Raw genomic sequence first — 17,925 nt, forward strand, 5'->3', positions numbered from 1 at the left:
GTGCAAAAGTTGAACTTGTGGCGAACGCATCGGTGGGGACCCGGCTGCGGCGGATCTGGCTCGCGGTGTGGCATTTCGTCACCGGAGCGCCGCTGACCTACTGCTGGCTGCTCGTGCTGACGATCACCACGATCATCCAGAACGAACTGCCCGGGCGGCAGCTGCACTGGGTGCTGCTGCACCGGTCCACCAACATTCACGCGCTGGGAACCGACCCGCTCGACGTGCTGTTCTCCAGCCTGCTGTGGCTCGACGGCAAGGACCTGGAACCCTACCTGCTGCTGTTCACGCTTTTCCTCGCGCCCGCCGAACACTGGCTCGGCCAATTGCGTTGGCTAACAATCGGTTTGACCTCTCACATCCTGGCCACCTACATCAGCGAGGGCATCCTGTACTACGCGATCGAGGAACACGAGGCGCCGGAACGGCTGGTGCACGCCCGCGACATCGGGGTCAGCTACTTCCTGGTCGGCGTGATGGCCGTGCTGACCTATCACATCGCGCGGCCGTGGCGGTGGGGTTACCTCGGGGTGCTGCTCGTCATCTTCGGCTTTCCGTTGCTGATGATGAGTCGCCACGGGGTGAACTTCACCGCGATCGGTCACTTCGCCGCGATCCTGATCGGGCTCTGCTTCTACCCGATGGCGCGGGAACGCAAGGGTCCGGCCTTGAATCCGGCGAGACTCAGAACCGCTTTCCGGCGAGTCGGTTCCGGGGGGTAGGCGGTGGGGCGGCCGGTCCGCGCGCCCAGCCGTCGCCCGACGCCATCGCGTGCGCCCACCTCGTCGCCGACGACGCCCACGAGCCGGTCCAGCGCGCGAAACCACGCGCCCGCCGCGGCTAGGTACGCTTGGCGCTGACGTAGTGCAGCCCGGTGCCCGTCTCGCGGTCCGCGCCGGCGGGCAGCGGAAAGCCCTGGGCGGCAAACAGATCCGCAACGCTCACGGCCGAGGTCGCCCAGCCGTGGCCGTCCAGGTACTCGACCACGTCGTGGCGGTCGCCCGCATACCACAGGTCGGTCATCTCGATGTCGAAGCCGTGTTCGCGCCATTGGTCGGTGACGTCCCGCATCCGGTCGGCCATTGCCTGCACCGCATCGGCGGGCCCCCGGAAGTTCTCGGTGGCCAGTTGGCTCCCGGGCGGGCTGAGCTCGGTGATGTTGTCCAGCAACCGATCCTGCGCGTCCGGCGGCAGGAACGGCAGCAGGCCCTCGGCGCTCCAAGCGGTGGGGCGGGCGGGGTCCAGGCCGGCCGTGCGGAGCGCCGACGGCCAGTCGTGGCGCAGATCGACAGGCACCGTCCGCAGGTCGGCGGTCGGGGCCGCGCCCAGTTCGGCCAGGGTCGCGGTCTTGAAGTCGATGACCGCGGCCTGGTCGATCTCGAACACCGTGGTGCCCGCCGGCCAGCGCAGCCGGTAGGCGCGGGCGTCCAGGCCCGAGGCCAGGATCACCGCCTGGCGGATCCCGTCTCGGGCTGCGGCCAGGAAGAAGTCGTCGAAGAAGCGGGTACGGATGCCCATCATGGCGCCCATCCGTGCCATCCCGAAGTCCCCGTTGTCGTCGACCTCGGCCGGATCCAACTCACCGCCGGCGACGCGGGTGAAGAAGTCGATGCCGACGGCGCGAACGAGCGGCTCGGCGAACGGGTCGTCGATCAGCGGGTCCTCGCCGCGACTGGCCAGTGCGCGCCCCACCGCGACGCCGGTGGCCGTGGCCCCGACGCCGTTGCTCAGGTCCCACGTGTCGTTGTCTGTCCGTGCCATAACCGCCCCCCGTCCGCCGTTTGATTCGAGCCGTGCGCGAGGGTACGCCCCGACATGGAATGCTTGCGATGATGCGGCATTACTACTCCGTCGACGCGATCCGGGGCGCCGAAGCTCCGCTGTTGGCCAGCCTGCCCGACGGCGCTCTGATGCGCCGCGCGGCGTTCGGGCTGGCCACCGAGATCATCGCCGAGCTGACCGCCCGCACCGGCGGGGTCGCCGGGCGCCGGGTGTGCGCGGTCGTCGGCTCCGGCGACAACGGCGGTGACGCGCTGTGGGCGGCGACCTTCGTGCGGCGGCGCGGCGCGGTCGCCGACGCGGTGCTGCTCAATCCCGACCGCACCCACCGCAAGGGGCTGGCCGCGTTCCGCAAGGCCGGCGGGCGTGTGGTCGAAAGCGTCTCGCCGACAACGGATCTCGTCATCGACGGCGTGGTGGGGATCTCCGGATCGGGCCCGCTGCGGCCGGCCGCGGCGCAGGTGTTCGCGGCCGCAGGGGAGATACCGGTGGTCGCCGTCGACATCCCCAGCGGCATCGACGTGGCGACCGGCGCGATCACCGGGCCCGCGGTACACGCCGCGCTGACGGTCACCTTCGGCGGGCTCAAACCCGTGCACGCACTGGCCGACTGCGGGCGCGTCGAGCTGATCGACATCGGCCTGGACCTACCGGAGACGGACGTGCTCGGCTTCGAGGCCGCCGACGTCGTCGCGCGCTGGCCGGTGCCCGGCCCGCACGACGACAAGTACACCCAGGGCGTCACCGGGGTGATGGCCGGCTCCTCGACCTATCCGGGTGCGGCCGTCTTGTGCACCGGCGCGGCCGTCGCCGCCCACTCCGGCATGGTCCGCTACGCCGGCAGCGCGCACAAGGAGGTGCTGGCGCGCTGGCCCGAAGTGATCGCGGCACCCGGCCCCGCGGCGGCCGGGCGGGTGCAGGCCTGGGTGGTCGGGCCGGGGTTGGGCACCGACGACACCGGGGCGGCGGCGCTGTGGTTTGCGCTGGACACCGACCTCCCGGTGATCGTGGACGCCGACGCGCTGACCATCCTGGCGGCCCATCCCGAGCTGGTGGTCAACCGCACCGCCCCGACGGTGCTTACCCCGCACGCGGGTGAATTCGCCCGGCTGGCGGGTAACCCGCCGGGGGACGACCGCGTCGGCGCGTGCCGCAAGCTGGCCGACAGCTTCGGCGCCACCGTGCTGCTCAAGGGGAACGTCACGATCGTCGCCGACCCCGGCGGCCCGGTGTACCTGAACCCCGCCGGGCAGTCGTGGGCGGCCACGGCGGGGTCGGGCGACGTGCTGTCCGGGATGATCGGCGCGCTGCTGGCGTCGGGGCTGCCGGCCGCCGAGGCGGCCGCGGCCGCGGCCTTCGTGCACGCCCGTGCCGCCGCGATGTCGGCCGCCGACCCGGGCCCCGGCGAGGCGCCGACGTCGTCGTCGCGCATCATCCCGCACATCCGGGCCGCTATAGCCGCCCTGTAGAGACCTGTAGAGAAAGGATCCGCCGTGTCCCGCAGCCATCCGTCCGTGCCGGCCCACTCGATCGCCCCCGCTTACACCACCCGCATGTTCACCGCGCCGATCCCCGCGCTGCGGCTCCCCGAGGAGTCCATGGATCCCGAGGCCGCGTACCGCTTCATCCACGACGAGCTGATGCTCGACGGCAGTTCGCGGCTCAACCTGGCCACGTTCGTCACCACCTGGATGGATCCCGAGGCCGGCAAGCTGATGGCCGAGACGTTCGACAAGAACATGATCGACAAGGACGAGTACCCGGCCACCGCGGCCATCGAGCAGCGCTGCGTCTGCATGGTGGCCGACCTGTTCCATGCCGAAAATCTCAAGGACGACGACCCCTCGAGCGCCATCGGCGTGTCCACCATCGGCTCCAGCGAGGCCGTGATGCTGGGCGGCCTGGCGCTGAAGTGGCGCTGGCGGGCCAAGGTCGGAAAGGGCTGGGAGAGCCGCCGGCCCAACCTGGTGATGGGCTCGAACGTCCAGGTGGTGTGGGAGAAGTTCTGCCGCTACTTCGATGTCGAACCGCGCTACCTGCCGATGGAGGAGGGGCGCTACGTCATCACGCCCGAGCAGGTCGTCGACGCCGTGGACGAGGACACCATCGGCGTGGTGGCGATCCTGGGCACCACCTACACCGGCGAACTGGAACCGATCGCCGAAATCTGCGCGGCGCTGGACAAGCTCGCGGCCGGCGGGGGCGTGGACGTCCCGGTGCACGTCGACGCCGCCAGCGGCGGCTTCGTCGTGCCGTTCCTGCACCCCGATTTGGAGTGGGACTTCCGGCTGCCGCGGGTGGTCTCGATCAACGTCAGCGGCCACAAGTACGGGCTGACGTATCCGGGCGTCGGGTTCGTGGTGTGGCGCAGCGCCGAGCACCTGCCCGAGGATCTCGTGTTCCATGTCAACTACCTTGGCGGCGACATGCCGACCTTCACGCTGAACTTCTCCCGCCCCGGCAACCAGGTGGTCGGCCAGTACTACAACTTCCTGCGGCTGGGGCGCGAGGGATACACCAAGGTCATGCAGAGCCTGTCGTCGACGGCGCGCTGGCTCGGTGCGCAGCTGCGCGAGGGGGAGCACTGCGAGCTGATCTCGGACGGTTCGGCGATCCCGGTGGTCAGCTTCCGGCTGGCCAAGGACCGCGGCTACACCGAGTTCGACGTCTCCCACGAGCTGCGCGGCTACGGCTGGCAGGTGCCCGCCTACACGATGCCCGACAACGCCACCCACGTCTCGGTGCTGCGCATCGTCGTGCGCGAGGGCCTCTCGGCCGACCTGGCCCGGGCGCTGCACGACGACGCGCGCGCCGCCCTCGCGTCGCTGGACAAGCTCAAGCCAGGCGGGCACTACGACGCCCAGCACTTCGCGCACTGAGCGTTTGGCGCCGAGCGTCGACTTGTTGGGCAATCAGGGCCGTGATCTGCGCAACAAGTCGACGCTCGGCGACGCTTGGCGGGGTTCTGGGAGAATGGCGCCCGTGGTCGTTACGCCGATATCCCTGACGCCCGGTGTTCTCGCCGAGGCCGTGGTGGACCTGGGCGCTGTTGCGCACAACGTCCGGGTGCTGCGCGAGCGCGCCGGCGCCGCGCAGGTGATGGCCGTCGTCAAGGCCGACGGTTACGGCCACGGTGCCACCCCGGTCGCCCGCGCGGCGCTGGCCGCCGGGGCGGCCGAGCTGGGCGTCGCCACCGTCGACGAGGCGCTGGCGCTGCGCGCCGACGGCATCACCGCGCCGGTGCTGGCATGGCTGCACCCGCCCGGCATGGACTTCGGGCCGGCGCTGCTGGCCGACGTGGAGATCGGCGTGTCCTCGGTGCGCCAGCTCGACGAGGTGGCCGACGCGGTGCGCCGAACCGGTCGGACGGCGACGGTCACCGTCAAGGTGGACACGGGGCTGAACCGCAACGGCGTCGCCCCGGCGCAGTACCCGGCTATGCTGACCACGCTGCGCCGGGCGGTCGCGGAGGACGCCATCCGGCTGCGGGGGCTGATGTCGCACCTGGTGTTCGCCGATCAGCCCGAGAACCCCATCAACGACGTTCAGGCCCAACGGTTTTCCGACGCGCTGGCACAGGCGCGCGCCGAGGGTGTGCGGTTCGAGGTGGCGCATCTGGCGAACTCATCGGCCACGATGTCGCGACCCGACCTGGCCTACGACCTGGTACGCCCCGGCATCGCGGTGTATGGCCTGAGCCCGGTGCCCGACCTCGGCGACATGGGATTGATCCCGGCGATGACGGTGAAATGCCCTGTCGCGCTGGTGAAGTCGATTCGCGCCGGCGAGAGCGTGTCCTATGGGCACACCTGGACGGCGCGGTGCGACACCACCCTGGCGTTGCTGCCGATCGGCTACGCCGACGGCGTGTTCCGCTCGCTGGGCGGGCGCCTGGAGGTGCTGATCAACGGCAGGCGCCGCCCCGGTGCCGGCCGGATCTGCATGGACCAGTTCGTCGTCGACCTGGGTCCCGGGCCCGTCGACGTGGCCGAGGGCGACGAGGCCATCCTGTTCGGGCCCGGAACCCGCGGCGAACCCACCGCACAGGACTGGGCCGACCTGCTCGGCACCATCCACTACGAAGTGGTCACCAGCCCCCGAGGGCGGATCAGGCGAACCTATCGCGAGGCCGAAACCGTTGAGCCCTGAGGAAACCCGCAGGCGCCACCGGGGCAGGGCCTGGCTTGCGGGTGGCGCCGGCGTGACCGCCGTCGCCACCATCGTCGGAGCCTCGGCCCGCCGATCGATGACCCAGCGCACCACCACCCGCGAAGACCCTTACGCCGACGAGGATTTCGAGCGGATCGACGACGACCGCGCCTACGTGGTGACCACCCGCGACGGGGTGGCGCTCGCGGTCCGCGAGGCCGGCCCGTTGGACGCGCAGGTCACCATGGTCTTCGTCCACGGATTCTGCCTGCGCATGGGCGCCTTCCATTTCCAGCGGACCCGGCTGCCCAACCGGCTCGGTGCGCCCGTGCGGATGGTGTTCTACGACCAGCGCGGACACGGGCGCTCGGGCGCCGGCGAGCCCGAGACCTACACGCTGACTCAACTGGGCGAGGACCTTCAGACAGTGCTGAGGGCGGTGGCGCCGCGCGGGGTTGTCCTGCTGGTCGGCCACTCGATGGGCGGCATGACGGTGTTGTCGCACGCGCGCCAGTTCCCCGAGCAGTACGGCAGCCGGATCGTCGGCGCCGCGATCATTTCCTCCGCGGCCGAAGGGGTCACGCGGTCCCCGCTGGGCGAGATCCTGAAAAACCCTGCGCTGGAAGCGTTCCGGTTCACCGCCCGGTCCGCGCCCAAGCTGATGCACCGCGGCCGCAACGTGTCGCGGTCGCTGATCGGCCCGATCCTGCGGGCCGCGTCCTACAGCGACCTGCAGGTCAGCCGGAGCCTGGACGCGTTCTCGCAGCGGATGATGAACGGCACACCGATCGCCACCATGGTCGGCTTCCTGGACGCCCTGGAAAAGCACGACGAAACCGCCGGGCTGTGGACGCTGCTGAAGGTCCCCACCCTGATCGCCTGCGGTGACCACGACCTGCTCACGCCGGACGAATACTCGCGCAAGATGGCGGCCTCGCTGCCGTTGTCGGAGTTGGTGATCGTCAGCGGCGCGAGCCACCTGGCGCTGCTGGACAAACCCGAAGCCATCAACGACGGGCTGGTCCGGCTGGTGCACCGCGCCGTCCCGGGCAAGGTGGCCCTGCGCTACCGGCGGCTCAAGCAACGGCTGCGCCGCCGTGGCTGACGGTGATGCGGGCACTGCCACGTGCGAGCGCGTCGAGGACACCGTCGCGCTGGGATCGCGGCTGGGTGAGCGGCTCAAGGCCGGCGACGTGGTGGTGCTCTCCGGCCCGCTCGGTGCGGGAAAGACGGTGCTGGCCAAGGGAATTGCCGCGGCGATGGACGTCGACGGGCCCGTCACCTCGCCGTCCTACGTGCTGGCCCGGGTGCACCCGCCGCGGCGGCCCGGCGCGCCGGCGATGATTCACGTCGACATGTACCGGTTGCTGGATCACGGCGCCGACCTGCTCGGCGAGCTCGACTCGCTCGACCTGGACACCGATCTCGAGGACGCCGTCGTCGTGGTCGAGTGGGGCGAGGGCCTCGCCGAACGCCTCTCCGAGCGGCACCTCGACGTCCGCCTGGAGCGGGTCAGTCACTCCGACGTCCGGATCGCCACCTGGCAGTGGGGGCGGCCGTGAATCTCGTTCTCGCCCTTGACACCGCCACCCCGGCCGTGACGGCGGGCCTGGTACGGCTCGAGCGTTGCGTCCACACCGTGCTGGCCGAGCGGGTCACCGTCGACGCCCGGGCGCACGCCGAGCGGCTGACACCCAACGTGGTGGCCGCCCTCGCCGACGCCGCGCTGACGATGGCCGATCTCGACGCCGTCGTGGTGGGCTGCGGCCCCGGCCCGTTCACCGGGCTGCGGGCCGGGATGGCCACCGCTGCGGCGTTCGGCCACGCGCTGGGCATCCCGGTGCGTGGGGTCTGCAGCCTGGACGCCATCGGGGTGCGCACCTCCGGCGACGTCCTGGTGGTGACGGACGCCCGCCGGCGCGAGGTGTACTGGGCCCGCTACCGCGACGGGTTCCGCATGGCCGGACCCGGAGTCGGCGCCCCCGCCGACGTCGACCCCGGGCCGGCGCGCGCGGTGGCCGGCTCGCCCGAGCACGCGGCGCTGTTCGGCCTGCCGGTATGCGGGCCCGTCTCGCCGACGCCGGCCGGCCTGGTGGCCGCGGTACCCGACTGGTCCGAGCGCCCGCTCCCCCTGGTCGCGCTGTACCTGCGCCGGCCCGACGCCAAGCCCCTGGCGGCCCCCCGATGACGGCCTGCAGCGAGTCGGTGACCATCGGCGCGTTGACACCGGCGGACGCACCGCGCTGCGCCGAGCTGGAGGCCCAGCTGTTCCCCGGCGACGACCCGTGGCCCGCGGTGGCCTTCAACCGCGAACTGGCCGGCAAGCACAACCACTACGTGGGCGCGCGCGTCGCCGGCACGCTGGTCGGCTATGCCGGCATCTCGCGGCTGGGCCGCACCCCGCCGTTCGAGTACGAGGTGCACACCATCGGCGTGGACCCGGCCTACCAGGGCCGTGGCATCGGCCGCCGCCTGCTCGACGAGCTGCTCGCCTTCGCCGAGGGGGGCGCCGTGTACCTGGAGGTGCGCACCGACAACGAGGCCGCCATCGCGCTGTACCGCAGCACCGGGTTCGAGCAGATCGGCCTGCGCAAGCGCTACTACCGGGTCAGCGGCGCCGACGCGTACACGATGCGCAGGGAGCCGCGGTGACGGTCGTACTGGCCATCGAAACCTCGTGCGACGAAACGGGAGTCGGCATCGCGCGGCTCGACGCCGATGGAACCGTGACGCTGCTGGCCGACGAGGTGGCCTCCAGCGTCGACGAACACGTCCGCTTCGGCGGCGTCGTCCCCGAGATCGCCTCCCGCGCCCACCTCGAGGCGCTGGGCCCCGCCATGCGCCGCGCGCTGGCGGCCGCGGGCCTGGACGGGCCGGACCAGAAACCGGACATTGTCGCGGCCACCATCGGGCCCGGGCTGGCCGGCGCCCTGTTGGTGGGAGTCGCCGCGGCCAAGGCGTATTCGGCGGCCTGGGGTGTGCCGTTCTACGCCGTCAACCACCTGGGCGGACACCTGGCCGCCGACGTCTACGAACACGGGCCGTTGCCCGAGTGTGTGGCGCTGCTGGTGTCGGGCGGGCACACCCACCTGCTGCACGTGCGGTCCCTCGGCGAACCGATCGTCGAGCTGGGCAGCACCGTCGACGACGCCGCCGGCGAGGCCTACGACAAGGTGGCGCGGCTGCTGGGGCTGGGCTATCCCGGCGGCAAGGTGCTCGACGACCTCGCCCGCACCGGCGATCGTGACGCCATCTCGTTCCCGCGCGGCATGACCGGCCCGGGCGACGACGCGTACGCCTTCAGCTTCTCCGGGCTGAAGACCGCCGTCGCGCGGTACGTGGAAAGCCACCCCGAGGCCGCGACCGCCGACATCGCCGCCGGCTTCCAGGAGGCCGTCGCCGACGTGCTGGCCAAAAAGGCGGTACGCGCGGCGACCGCGCTGGGCGTCTCCACCCTGCTGATCGCGGGGGGTGTGGCCGCGAACTCGCGGTTGCGGGAGCTGGCCACGCAGCGTTGCGCGGCGGCGGGCCTGACGCTGCGCATCCCCCGGCCGCGGTTGTGCACCGACAACGGCGCGATGATCGCGTCCTTCGCCGCGCATCTGGTGGCCGCGGGGGCGCCGCCGTCGCCCCTGGACGTGCCCAGCGACCCCGGTCTGCCGGTGGTAAAGGCGCAGGTGGGCTGATGTTCGCTCAGCGCGGACAGGCTGACACGACAGAAGCACCAGGGCGGCCTTGAGTGCTAGCACTCGCATGTATAGAGTGCTAGGTGGCAATCGGCCAAGCCCTGTGCCGGCACCCGCGACGACGGCGCTCGGGCAACGGATGGATGCTGGATCAACTGATGATTCGGACGGTTCGGGGCTGGCCCCGGACCGACCGCCAACTCCGGTCCGGGGCACCCCGCCCCGGACCCGAGACCTACAAATGTCCGGGGTGAACGCCCCGGACGCGTAATTAACCCCGTCGGGGCCGCAGGCCCCGGCCCGATCGAACTAGTGGAGGGCTCCAATCGTGGCGAAGGTGAACATCAAGCCACTCGAGGACAAGATTCTCGTGCAGGCCAACGAGGCCGAGACCACGACCGCGTCCGGTCTGGTCATTCCTGACACCGCCAAGGAGAAGCCGCAGGAAGGCACCGTCGTCGCCGTCGGCCCCGGCCGCTGGGACGAGGACGGCGAGAAGCGGATCCCGCTGGACGTCTCGGAGGGTGACACCGTCATCTACAGCAAGTACGGCGGCACCGAGATCAAGTACAACGGCGAGGAGTACCTGATCCTGTCCGCCCGCGACGTGCTGGCTGTCGTATCCAAGTAAGGACCGTGTTCCGCCCCGGCGATCCCCGTCATTGCGCGGGTGATTTCCGGGGCGGCATGCGTTCGCGGAGTTTGAATTGCCCGGCTCTTCAGCGGTCCGTTCACACGGACCGCATCGTCGCCGGGCGGAGTTCGAGTTGCCCGGCTCCTCAGCGGTCCGTTCACACGGACCGCATCGTCGCCGGGCGGAAGGAGCCTGATGAGCAAGATCATTGAGTACGACGAAACCGCGCGCCGCGCCATGGAGGCCGGCGTGAACAAGCTCGCCGACGCGGTACGGGTGACGCTGGGACCGCGGGGCCGCCACGTGGTGCTGGCCAAGGCATTCGGCGGCCCGGCGGTGACCAACGACGGCGTCACCGTCGCGCGTGAGATCGACCTGGAGGACCCGTTCGAGAACCTGGGCGCGCAGCTGGTGAAGTCGGTGGCCACCAAGACCAACGACGTCGCCGGTGACGGCACCACCACGGCGACCGTGCTCGCGCAGGCCTTGGTCAAGGACGGGCTGCGCATGGTCGCCGCCGGCGCCAACCCCATCGCCCTGGGCGTGGGGATCGGCAAGGCCGGTGACGCGGTGTCCGAGGCGTTGCTCGCCGAGGCCACCCCGGTGGCCGGCAAGGAAGGCATTGCGCAGGTGGCGACGGTGTCGTCACGCGACCAGCAGATCGGCGAGCTGGTCGGCGAGGCGATGACCAAGGTCGGTGCCGACGGCGTGGTCAGCGTCGAGGAATCCTCCACCCTGAGCACCGAGCTGGAGTTCACCGAGGGCGTCGGCTTCGACAAGGGCTTCTTGTCGGCATATTTCGTCACCGACTTCGACTCCCAGGAAGCGGTGCTCGACGACCCGGTGATCCTGCTGCACCAGGAGAAGATCAGCTCGCTGCCCGATCTGCTGCCGATGCTCGAGAAGATCGCCGAGAGCGGCAAGCCGCTGCTGATCGTCGCCGAAGACGTCGAGGGCGAGGCCCTGGCGACGCTGGTCGTCAACTCGATTCGCAAGACGCTGAAGGCCGTCGCGGTCAAGGCGCCGTTCTTCGGCGACCGCCGCAAGGCGTTCCTCGAGGACCTCGCGGTGGTCACGGGCGGCCAGGTGATCAACCCCGACGCCGGACTGCTGCTGCGCGAGGTCGACACCGACGTGCTGGGCTCGGCGCGGCGCGTGGTGGTCGGCAAGGACGACACGATCATCGTCGACGGCGGCGGCTCCAAGGAGGCGGTCGAGGCCCGCATCAAGCAGCTGCGCGCCGAGATCGAGAGCACTGACTCGGACTGGGACCGCGAGAAGCTGCAGGAGCGGCTGGCCAAGCTGGCCGGCGGCGTGGCCGTCATCAAGGTCGGCGCCGCCACCGAGACCGCCCTCAAGGAGCGCAAGGAAAGCGTCGAGGACGCCGTGGCGGCGGCCAAGGCCGCGGTCGAGGAGGGCATCGTCGCCGGCGGCGGAACGGCACTCATCCACGCCCGCAAGGCGCTGAAGGAGCTGCGCGGGACGCTCAGCGGCGACGAGGCGCTCGGCGTCGACGTGTTCTCCGAGGCGTTGGCGGCGCCGCTGTACTGGATCGCCAGCAACGCGGGGCTGGACGGCGCGGTCGCGGTCAACAAGGTCAGTGAGCTGCCCGTCGGGCAGGGGCTGAACGCCGAAACGCTCGCCTACGGCGACCTGCTCGGTGCCGGCGTCATCGACCCGGTCAAGGTGACCCGGTCGGCCGTCGTCAACGCGGCGTCGGTGGCCCGGATGGTGCTCACCACCGAGACGGCGGTGGTGGACAAGCCCGCCGAGGCGGAAGACGACCACGGCCACGGCCACGGTCATCACCACCATCACTAAGTAGTTGATGCCCGACTGTGGGGCTGATGTAGAAAACTCGAGGGTTTTCATGCACAGGCCCCACGGTCGGCGTCCTGCGGCAGGCCCCCGCATCCGTCCAGGAACGGGGGCCCTGCGCATCGGCGGTGAGCTTCGGTCCTAGCCCGTGCGGCTTTCCGTCGCTGCGCAATACGGTTATGTGTCTGCCGCTCGACGAGACGGTCACGTTCGTCACGGTTAGTCCCACCTGATGACCGCCCGGGTGACGGCTCGTTCGACGGCTTGAATCTGCTCGTGCTACTTGAGTGCCCTCGGCCCGATGGTCGGGTGGGTTTTCGTCTCAAGGTGCGTCACAATCGATGCCAAAGCATCACGTTCACGCTCATCTGCGGGTCATAACCCGGCGGCTTGCTCGAGGTCTTTGAGCGACGTCTCCAGGTGGACCAGCAGGCGCTGCAGGTGTGGCACGGCGCGGCGGCATCCCACGAGGCCGAAGTCAAGCCTGTCGCCGCTTCCCACCAGCGTGATGTTGAGCGCCTGCCCGTTGGCCGCGATCGACATCGGATAGCTGCCCTGCAGCCGAGCGCCCTTGGCATACAGCGGGTTTCGGGCGCCAGGGACGTTGGAGATGCACAGGTTGAACGGCGGTGGCCCTGCCGCGGTCCCCATCACACCGCCCAAAACGACCGGCGAGAGCAACATCATCCCCAACGCTATCGCCTCGGGTCTCGGCATTTCGGCCAGCACCGCCTTGTTGTTCCGCATGCACTCGCTGATCGTCGTCAGACGCTGGGCGGGGTCGTCGACGTGCGTCGCCAAATTGGTCAGTACCGCCGAGACCGCGTTGCCCCCGGGGGCGTCGTCGGCGGTACGCAGGCTGACCGGAACCATTGCAACTAAAGGCTTTTCGGGCAATGCGTTCTGGTCGGCGAGGTATGCCCGGAGAGCGCCGGCGCACATTGCGAGTACGACGTCGTTGACGGTGGATCCGGTGGCGTTCTTGACGTCTTTGATGCGCTGCAGTGGCCATGACTGCGCGGCGCAGCGCCGAGCACCGCCGATCGAAACATTCAGCATGGTGTTCGGTGCCCGAAACGGCAATGTCAGCTGCTGCTCAAGCACAGCACTGCGCACCAGGCCGAGCGTCGAGGCGCCGACGCGCGGAATCGATTTGATGGCCCCGGCCAGCGTCTGCTTCGACGAAGCGCGCGCGTTGCCATCAGTCGGGGTCGGCAACGCCCATGGCGCGCGGACCTCCTGGTCGAGTGGATCCGCATTCAGCGCACCCTGAAGGAGGTTGATCGTCGCTATCCCATCGACCAGGCCGTGATGAATCTTGGTGTACACCGCGAAGCGTCCGTCGTTCAGCCCTTCGATGATGTGGGTCTCCCACAACGGACGGTGCCGGTCGAGCATGCCGGAATGCAGCCGCGAAGTCAGTTCGAGCAGTTCCCTGACCCGACCGGGACCGGGCAGCGCCGAGTGCCGAACGTGGTAGTCGAGTTCGATGTCGGTCGCTGACGACCAGCCGGCGGTCAAACCTCCCGGCATCACGGCCGGGTGCTTGCGGAAGAGGGGCTGCACATCATCGCACGCCCGCAGCGAGTCGCAGTACTCGCGGACGAACTCCGGCCCCGCGTCCTGCGGTGGCTGAAACAGCTGTAATCCGGCGACATGCATCGGGTGTCCGGGCGACTCGGCGAGCAGCATCATCGACTCGACCGGTGACATCAGGTTCATGGCTCGTCCTTTGCATGAGTTGTTGCTCCGAAAGGTAGGTGGCGAGCGAGTGGGAAAACTCGTGCCGACGGGCCAATCTCGCCGATGTAGGTTGTGACGGCGTCACAACGGAGTATGTTCACCCGCCATGGAACTCACGTGGGAACCATTGCGTGAGCCAGGCTCTGAGCAGGTCTGGGAGAAGCTGCTGCGTCCGATCGCCGCCGAACTGCGCTCGCGCGCGGCCGACCTCGCCGAACGGGCAGCCGCCCGCATGCAGGCTGAAATGCCAGTGCTATTTCCCGACCCGCAGTCCGTCAAGGAGAACGTGGTCAGCACCGAGGCGGGCATCCGCCAGCTGGCCGACATCATCGACGTGGCCGGCGACCCCCGCGATGTCGAGTTGCCCGCGCCGACGCTGGCCATCGCTCGCACCGGTGTACAGCGCCAGATTCCCCTTGCCAGCTTGATGCGGTTTTACCGGGTGACCCAAGAGCTGGTGTGGCAGTGGATGTGGGACCGGATCACGGCGGCCGCAGCGGATCAGAAGCAACAAGCCGCGGCACTTCGCCTCGCCACCAGCTTTATGTTCGGCTACGTCGACGCGGCCCTGAACCGCGCCGAGCAGGCCTACGAGGCCGAACGCGAAATCTGGTTGCGCAACACGGCCGCCGCCCGTACCGGTGCCATCGACGACATCCTGACGCAGCGGGAACGTGACCAGCAGCGGGCCTCGAAACGGCTGCGCTACGACATTGGCCGCCACCATGTCGGAGCTGTCGCGTGGGTCGATTCGGTCTCGGCTGACCGCGACGCCCAGAGATCGCTGACCGAGGCGATCACCGTCCTTGCGCGCGAGATGGGCGCCGAGTCAACCCTCATCCACCCGGTCGGCTCTCTCGTGGCGTTCGGCTGGTTGAGCCGCCAAAGCGATTTCACCGCAGTCGATTTCGGTTCAGGTACCACGGTGCGTCGGCCAAAACTCCCGGACGGCGTCCAGGTCAGTATCGGCGAGCCCGGACACGGCCTCAAAGGCTTCCGCCGCAGTCATATCCAAGCTGAGAACGCGCGACGGGTGGCATCGTTGGTCGGGAAGCGCGCCGCCCCACTGACGCGCTACCGGGATGTCGCGGTCGCCGCGCTGGCCAGTTGCGACGCCGAGCACGCGGCATTGTTCGTTCAACGGGTGCTTGGTCCGCTGGCCGCCGACGACGAGGCGACGTACCGGGTCGCGTCGACGTTGTTGGTGTACCTGCAAGAGAACCGTAGCCGAGCCAAAGCCGCGCGACGGCTCACCGTGCACCCCAACACCATCAGCTACCGCGTCGATCAGGCCCAGATGATCCTCGGTCGCAGCATTGACATCGACAGCCTCGACCTCGCGGTGGCGCTGGTCTTGCTGCCCGCGCTGCGGGGACTCGAGCGCCGCAGCGCCGAAGCGTCCGCTCGGTCTGTGACCTGAGCACAAACCAGGCCACCAACCTTGGCACCGCGTGCCAAGGAATTCGCTGCGCCCGTACCTACCGTTTCGGGTAGTTGGCCGACCGGCCACAAGAACCGAGGAGGCCCCGATGCAGACCGTGCAAGAGCTAGACGTCAACTACATGAGCGGCGCCGACAACCCCTGGATTCCGTTCACCCCTCTCAGCGATCAGGTGTTTCTCAAGTACTGGAAGGTCGACCCGGTCCGCGCCGAGATCGTCGTGTCGATGAAGTTTCCGGCCGGACTGGAGCTAGCCCCGCACTACCACACGGGCATCGTGGTCGGGCATACCGTCACCGGGGCGTGGCGCTACCAGGAAAACAACTGGATCTCCCGCGCGGGCGACACCGTCTACGAAGTTGCCGGCTCCAGGCACACCCCAGAGAGCCTGGAGGACGCCGAGGTGTTCTTCTTCATCGTGGGCGAGCTGTTGTTCATCGACGAGAACAACACAATCTTGTGGCAGGAAAATCATAAGACCTCCATCGAGCGGTACACCAATTACTGCGCCAGCCACGGCATCGCTGCCCGCGACCTGACGAGCTGGGACGCCTAGGCTTGAACACCTGGTAAGGAAGCACCCCCGGTCGATTGGCCGGGGGTGCCTTCGTTTGTTGAGCATGAGCGCCCCCACGCTTGACGCGCCGCCGGACGGGGGTGCAATGTGATACTGGTCATATGACCACTGGTCACTCCGGGCAGGAAGGCGCAGCTCATGACCACGAGGGACAAGTACACGAACGTGCCCACGCCCTACTCGTGGCAGGTCGCCAGTGCCGGCGACGCGCGCTTCACGTGGGAGTACGACGAGGGGCGGGCCCGGCTGCTGTCCCTCTACCAAAAGGGCAAGGACAAGCAGTGGGATGCCCGGTCGCGCATCGACTGGGCGCACGACGTCGACCCGACCAACCCGGTCGGGCTGCCCGACGAGTTTCATCCGCTGTTCGGTAGCCCGGTGTGGGAGGCCGCCGACGAATCCCGGCGCGCCGAGATGCGCCTGCACTCCCAGGCGTGGCAGTTCTCGCAGTTCCTGCACGGGGAGCAGGGGGCGATGATCTGCTCCGCCAAGATCGTCGAGGTCGTCCCGGACCTGGACGCGAAGTTCTATGCGGCCACCCAGACCATGGACGAGGCCCGGCACGTCGAGGCGTTCTCGCGCTTCCTGCAGGAGAAGGTCGGCCTCGTCTACCCGATCAACACGCACCTGACCGCGCTGCTCGACGACACCCTGCGCGACTCGCGCTGGGACATGCCCTACCTCGGCATGCAGGTCCTCATCGAAGGGCTCGCACTCGCCGCCTTCGGGGTGCTGCGCGACATGGTGCCGCAGCACTCGCTGGCCAAACAGCTGTTGGCGTACGTGATGCAGGACGAGGCGCGGCACGTCGCCTTCGGCCGGATCTCGCTCAAGGACTATTACTCCGAGCTGACCGAAGCCGAACGGGACGAGCGCGAGGAGTTCGTCGTGGACGCCTGCTACCTGATGCGCGACCGGTTCCGCGGCGAGGAGGTCTTCGAGACCCTCGGCCTCGACGTCCAAGCGTGCGCCGAGTGGGTCGACAATTCGCCGCTGATGATCCAGTTCCGCTCGCACCTGTTCAGCCGCATCGTGCCGATCGTCAAGGACATCGGGCTGTGGGGCAACAGGGTGCAGAAGGCCTTCCGGGACATGGGCGTCCTCGACATGAGCGGCTTGGACATCGAGGCGCTGATGAAAGCCGACGAGGATCAGGCCGATTCGCTGGACAAGGCGCACGCCGAGATGGCCGAGCGGGCCGTCGAAGTGGACCAGGTGATCGCGGCGGGCGCGAGCTGAGGCCTGGCCACGGCTGATCGGCGGCGACGGCGCGTCACCGGCTGGGCGGCAGGCTGGGAGGCGTCGTCGTGTAGGACGGCGTCGACGTGGCGGTCGGGGTGCTGGTGACCGTCACGGTGCTGGTGCTCGTGCTGGTCGACGGCGGTGGCACCGACGTGGTGACCGTGGTGACGCTGGTGGTCTCAGTGGTCGACGATGTCGTGGTCGCGGACGCCGCGGTGATCACACCGCAGGCGATGCGCTTGCTCGATTCAGCGGCCGGGGCGCCGCCGAGGTTGTCCGCCGTCTGGTGGATGACCAGCGCGGTACCCGAGCTGTTTCTCAGGTCCGCGGCGGTGAACAAGTTGCTCGTCGTGACGAGTTTCGCCGAGCCGTCGGAGCGCACCTGCAATGCGGTCAGGTCGCCGCTGGCGGGATAACCGGTGTGATTCGGCGCCTGGTAGACGCTTCCGGCGGAGCTGAAGTCGGCGACGTCGCACTTGCCGACCGAGTGGATTTGCAGCCCGTGGAAGCCCGGGCTCAGAACCTGGTTGGGTCCGGCGTCAACCGTCACCGTCGCATAGCCGTTCGCGAAATCGAAGGTGGCGGTGGCGATCTGGGTCCCGTCGGAGCTCCTCACCTGCGTGGTCATCCGCTCGGTGCCGGGTGGCGCGCTGGAGGACGTGGCGGACTGGTTACCGCTCTGGTTTGCGCATGCAGCTAACGGTGCGATGGTCGCGGTAAGCGCCGCGGCGGCGAAGGCCAAACCCTTATTCATTGACCGGTCTTACCCCCGTTAGCGCATGCCGAAACGAGCTGAACCCCCCTATGCAAACCCGTCCACGGGCGCAATGCTCATCGCAGGCGGGGACTACGCAGG

At 69.2% G+C, this 17,925-nt stretch carries 17 protein-coding genes; 14 read left to right on the top strand and 3 right to left on the bottom strand.

Annotated elements, in window-relative coordinates:
• The first annotated feature begins 17 nt into the window (after positions 1-17).
• A complete protein-coding gene (locus tag A5705_RS11895) occupies positions 18-722 on the top strand; it encodes a rhomboid-like protein (RefSeq protein ID WP_156738232.1) in 705 nt (234 codons plus the stop codon).
• A gap of 118 nt (positions 723-840) precedes the next feature.
• Here A5705_RS11895 and A5705_RS11900 read toward each other — a convergent pair whose 3' ends face one another.
• A complete protein-coding gene (locus A5705_RS11900; RefSeq protein ID WP_068277625.1) occupies positions 841-1,761 on the bottom strand; it encodes a class I SAM-dependent methyltransferase in 921 nt (306 codons plus the stop codon).
• Positions 1,762-1,832: 71 nt separating this feature from the next.
• Here A5705_RS11900 and A5705_RS11905 point away from each other — a divergent pair, with 71 nt between their 5' ends.
• From A5705_RS11905 to groL, 10 genes are all read left to right on the top strand, one after another.
• Positions 1,833-3,248 (top strand): NAD(P)H-hydrate dehydratase, encoded by a 1,416-nt coding sequence (locus A5705_RS11905; RefSeq protein ID WP_067873807.1) that lies wholly within the window; start codon positions 1,833-1,835, stop codon positions 3,246-3,248.
• 24 nt (positions 3,249-3,272) lie between these two features.
• Complete coding sequence (locus A5705_RS11910; RefSeq protein WP_067873585.1) at positions 3,273-4,658, top strand: glutamate decarboxylase; 1,386 nt, start codon at positions 3,273-3,275, stop codon at positions 4,656-4,658.
• A 103-nt stretch (positions 4,659-4,761) separates the two neighbouring features.
• Positions 4,762-5,928: an alanine racemase gene (gene alr, locus A5705_RS11915; RefSeq protein ID WP_197516877.1), complete on the top strand. Its 1,167-nt coding sequence runs from the start codon at positions 4,762-4,764 to the stop codon at positions 5,926-5,928.
• Between the two features lie 52 nt (positions 5,929-5,980).
• Positions 5,981-7,033: an alpha/beta fold hydrolase gene (locus tag A5705_RS11920; protein ID WP_197521259.1), complete on the top strand. Its 1,053-nt coding sequence runs from the start codon at positions 5,981-5,983 to the stop codon at positions 7,031-7,033.
• Positions 7,026-7,490, top strand: a complete 465-nt coding sequence (tsaE, locus tag A5705_RS11925; RefSeq protein ID WP_068277632.1) for a tRNA (adenosine(37)-N6)-threonylcarbamoyltransferase complex ATPase subunit type 1 TsaE — start codon at positions 7,026-7,028, stop codon at positions 7,488-7,490. The genes A5705_RS11920 and tsaE overlap by 8 nt, the downstream gene beginning before the upstream one ends.
• Positions 7,487-8,116 carry a tRNA (adenosine(37)-N6)-threonylcarbamoyltransferase complex dimerization subunit type 1 TsaB gene (tsaB, locus tag A5705_RS11930; protein WP_068277713.1) on the top strand — a complete coding sequence of 210 codons (630 nt, stop codon included), beginning with the start codon at positions 7,487-7,489 and terminating at the stop codon, positions 8,114-8,116. Before tsaE ends, tsaB begins: the two co-directional genes overlap by 4 nt.
• Entirely contained in the window at positions 8,113-8,580 is a 468-nt protein-coding gene (gene rimI, locus A5705_RS11935; protein ID WP_068277635.1) for a ribosomal protein S18-alanine N-acetyltransferase, read from the top strand. The genes tsaB and rimI overlap by 4 nt, the downstream gene beginning before the upstream one ends.
• Positions 8,577-9,614 carry a tRNA (adenosine(37)-N6)-threonylcarbamoyltransferase complex transferase subunit TsaD gene (gene tsaD, locus A5705_RS11940; protein ID WP_068277638.1) on the top strand — a complete coding sequence of 346 codons (1,038 nt, stop codon included), beginning with the start codon at positions 8,577-8,579 and terminating at the stop codon, positions 9,612-9,614. Before rimI ends, tsaD begins: the two co-directional genes overlap by 4 nt.
• 328 nt (positions 9,615-9,942) lie before the next feature.
• Entirely contained in the window at positions 9,943-10,245 is a 303-nt protein-coding gene (gene groES, locus A5705_RS11945) for a co-chaperone GroES (protein ID WP_007167930.1), read from the top strand.
• Positions 10,246-10,443: 198 nt separating this feature from the next.
• On the top strand, positions 10,444-12,069 hold the full coding sequence (gene groL / locus A5705_RS11950; RefSeq protein ID WP_068277642.1) for a chaperonin GroEL: 1,626 nt from the start codon (positions 10,444-10,446) through the stop codon (positions 12,067-12,069).
• 372 nt (positions 12,070-12,441) lie between these two features.
• Here groL and A5705_RS11955 read toward each other — a convergent pair whose 3' ends face one another.
• Positions 12,442-13,788: a wax ester/triacylglycerol synthase family O-acyltransferase gene (locus tag A5705_RS11955; RefSeq protein WP_068277647.1), complete on the bottom strand. Its 1,347-nt coding sequence runs from the start codon at positions 13,786-13,788 to the stop codon at positions 12,442-12,444.
• Between the two features lie 127 nt (positions 13,789-13,915).
• On the opposite strand from A5705_RS11955, the gene A5705_RS11960 reads away from it, so the two are divergent.
• The 3 genes from A5705_RS11960 to A5705_RS11970 all read left to right on the top strand — a co-directional run bounded on the left by A5705_RS11960 (position 13,916) and on the right by A5705_RS11970 (position 17,066).
• Positions 13,916-15,229, top strand: coding sequence for a CdaR family transcriptional regulator (locus A5705_RS11960; protein WP_068277651.1), 1,314 nt, complete (start codon positions 13,916-13,918; stop codon positions 15,227-15,229).
• Between the two features lie 109 nt (positions 15,230-15,338).
• A complete protein-coding gene (locus tag A5705_RS11965) occupies positions 15,339-15,806 on the top strand; it encodes a 2,4'-dihydroxyacetophenone dioxygenase family protein (RefSeq protein WP_068277654.1) in 468 nt (155 codons plus the stop codon).
• A gap of 159 nt (positions 15,807-15,965) precedes the next feature.
• Complete coding sequence (locus tag A5705_RS11970; protein ID WP_068277660.1) at positions 15,966-17,066, top strand: ferritin-like domain-containing protein; 1,101 nt, start codon at positions 15,966-15,968, stop codon at positions 17,064-17,066.
• Positions 17,067-17,100: 34 nt separating this feature from the next.
• Here A5705_RS11970 and A5705_RS11975 read toward each other — a convergent pair whose 3' ends face one another.
• Positions 17,101-17,823 (bottom strand): superoxide dismutase family protein, encoded by a 723-nt coding sequence (locus A5705_RS11975; RefSeq protein ID WP_068277663.1) that lies wholly within the window; start codon positions 17,821-17,823, stop codon positions 17,101-17,103.
• Between the last annotated feature and the right edge of the window lie 102 nt (positions 17,824-17,925).

The sequence above is a fragment of the Mycobacterium sp. E787 genome, from assembly GCF_001668725.1.
Classification (GTDB): Bacteria; Actinomycetota; Actinomycetes; order Mycobacteriales; family Mycobacteriaceae; genus Mycobacterium.